This window comes from Clostridium sp. DSM 8431 (assembly GCF_900116755.1).
Lineage (GTDB): Bacteria > Bacillota > Clostridia > Clostridiales > Clostridiaceae > Clostridium.
Map to the genome: position 1 here is coordinate 1 of NZ_FPBY01000266.1, position 2,798 is coordinate 2,798.

The window sequence follows — 2,798 nt, forward strand, 5'->3', positions numbered from 1 at the left end:
CAATCACTTCCTTATAATCATTTGTTTAGATACTTGCCTATTTTTATCACTTTTATTCACAATACAGCCAAAATTAATTAGACTCTATATAGAAGAAACTATTTATCTATATAGAGTCTTTTTATTTTAAGGGTTAATCCAATTTGCTTTTTTATAATAGATATATAGCATTAAGGCACTTAAAGTCCAGGTTATAGGATATCCTAAAAATACTACAATTATATTTTTAATTATATGAACCCCACATATTATCCAGGCTATTCTAAGTATGCACCAGCAAGATATCATTACAAACATAGGTATCTTTGTTAAACCAGCACCTCTAAGTATACCAGTGAAAGCATGGGATAAAGACAAGAATATATATGCAGGACATAGTATTTTCATCATTAAAATTCCATAACTAATTACGCTTTCATCAGAAGAAAAGAATTTTAAAAAATAAGGAGTAAATATTTTAAGTAATACTATAAGAAAAACTGTTGTTAGTAAACTTAAGATAATACCAATTTTTGCGCCTTTCTTTACACGATCATACTTTTTAGCACCAAGATTTTGACCTATAAAGGTTGTAAGAGCCATAGAAAAACTCATAACAGGCAAAACAGCAAAACCATCTATCTTTGCATAGGAACCACAGCCTGCCATAGCTATATCTCCAAAATTATTTATATTAGTTTGTACAATAACATTTGAAAAAGATACTACTGCATTTTGAAGACCACTTGGAAGACCTAGTTTTATTATTCTATGAAGTTCTTTCTTAGAAAATCTTATTTTATTTATTTCTACTTTATAAACATCCTTACTTTTAATTAAGACAAGTAATGTTAAAATAGCACTTACTATTTGAGAAATAGAAGTTGCTATTGCCACGCCAGCAACTCCAGTTTTTAATACAGCAATAAATAGTAAATCTAAAAGTATATTTAGCACTGAAGATACTATTAGGAAATATAAAGGTCTTTTTGAATCACCTACAGCACGTAAAATACCACTTGCCATATTATAAACTATTACCCCTGAAACTCCAGCAAAATAAAGTTTTAAGTAGATGTTAGATTGAATCATAACATTTTCAGGAGTACCCATAAATTTTAGTATTACGGGAGAAGTGAATATACCAAAAAAGGTTAAGAATATTCCTGAAACAAATGAGAATGCTAGTGTTGTATGTATAGCATTTTGTAATTTAGAAGTTTCTTTGGCCCCATAATGTTGTGAGATAATAACTCCAGCACCTACTGAAATTCCTAAAAGAAAACTTATTATGAGATTAATTAAAGGAAAAGAAGAGTTTATAGCTGCTAAAGCTTCATCTCCAATAAATTGTCCAACAATAATTGAATCTACAGTATTATAAAGTTGTTGAAAAAGATTCCCTAGAAGAAGAGGGAATGCAAAATTAATAAGCTGTCTTCCGATAGCTCCTTCTGTCATTAGTCCATCATCATATTTTTTCATGTTTATACCCCAAACTGTTAATCTTTATGTATATAAAATTAAAGAGATACATTGTATCTCTAAAGTGCGTAATACTATATTAGTTTAGTATACAATATAAAGATTTTCAAGAAAAAAATGGATAAAAGTCGAAAAAATATATATTAAAAGACATAAATTTTAATAATTATATATAAAAATTAAGACTGTATTATGAATAAAAGTGATAAAAATAGGCGGCTATCTAAACATATGATTGTTAGGAAGTGATTAATTTGTGTTCGTATAGCTATTTTAAAATTAAAAAATATAAAGCTTTTAAGTAAGGTGGCCCAAAAAAATTATTAATAGATATAATTATCCTAATTAATATTTCAAATAGTGATGAGATAACAGAATTAATTTACCCTCATTGCAAAAATAAATACATAGTTAAAAATGGTAGAAACAAAGAAACTCAAAGGTATCTATGCAATACTTGTAGAAAATCTTTTGTTAGTAGTACCAAATAAATATAAAAGGAGAACATCCCTATTTAAGTATGAACTTTAAGGGATGTTCTCCTATATTTGAATAGCTAGTTTTACTTATCACTTTATTTAAAAATATAGCCTTAATTATTAACATAAGGAGATATGATTGGTTCTAATATTTTTAGAAAGAATCCCATTATTGGACCAAGGGATGCTAAACATATAATTGTACCAACACCAACAATACCTCCAAATATAAAACCTAAAATTAAGAAAATAGCATCTATAAATATCCTTACTATTCCATAAGGTTTATGAAATAGCTCTGAAAAAGCTAAGTAAACAGAATCATTTGGAGCAACACCTAAACTCGGGGCTTTAAGTATAGGAAAAACAATAGCAATAATTACCGAAGCTACAAAAAATAATATTATTCTTAATGGAAAACTATAAGCTTCAAAAGGAATACTAGAATAAATATTTAGCATACGGTCTAAAAATGGACCTGCAAAAATCATAGCAAGTATAGTTCCTATATTTATAACTTTTCTATAGAAGATTGTAAGAAGTATAAGAAGAATAAAAGTTATAAGTCTATTGGAATTTCCTGGGGTGATGTTTAGAAGTTTAGATAAACCTTGAGTAAATACTGTAAATGGATCAGAACCAATATTTATTGATAAGAAAAGTGTAACACCTGCTTGGACTATGAACAGTCCCATAAAAAAGCAATTATTTTTATTAAAAAAATTTTGAAGTTAAAGTTTGATAAATTCATTTATAAAATACTGCTACTCAAAATATGGACAATTATACCCATATCGAGATTTTTCCTTATTCATCGTGTCCTATTTTGTAGTGAATAAATCACCTACTACTTTA

General features: G+C 27.4%; 2 protein-coding genes. Both read right to left on the bottom strand.

What is annotated here, in order from left to right; translation table 11 throughout:
- Window positions 1-126: 126 nt before the first annotated feature.
- Window positions 127-1,464 (bottom strand): MATE family efflux transporter, encoded by a 1,338-nt coding sequence (locus tag BM384_RS16480; RefSeq protein ID WP_207650747.1) that lies wholly within the window; start codon window positions 1,462-1,464, stop codon window positions 127-129.
- Window positions 1,465-2,056: 592 nt separating this feature from the next.
- Window positions 2,057-2,638, bottom strand: coding sequence for a YczE/YyaS/YitT family protein (locus tag BM384_RS16485; RefSeq protein ID WP_090015275.1), 582 nt, complete (start codon window positions 2,636-2,638; stop codon window positions 2,057-2,059).
- Between the last annotated feature and the right edge of the window lie 160 nt (window positions 2,639-2,798).

What these genes read in the sequence shown, in the direction of transcription:
- BM384_RS16480 (WP_207650747.1), bottom strand. Translation starts at nt 1,464, where the DNA reads ATGAAAAAATATGATGATGGACTAATGACAGAAGGAGCTATCGGAAGA.
- BM384_RS16485 (WP_090015275.1), bottom strand. Translation starts at nt 2,638, where the DNA reads ATGGGACTGTTCATAGTCCAAGCAGGTGTTACACTTTTCTTATCAATA.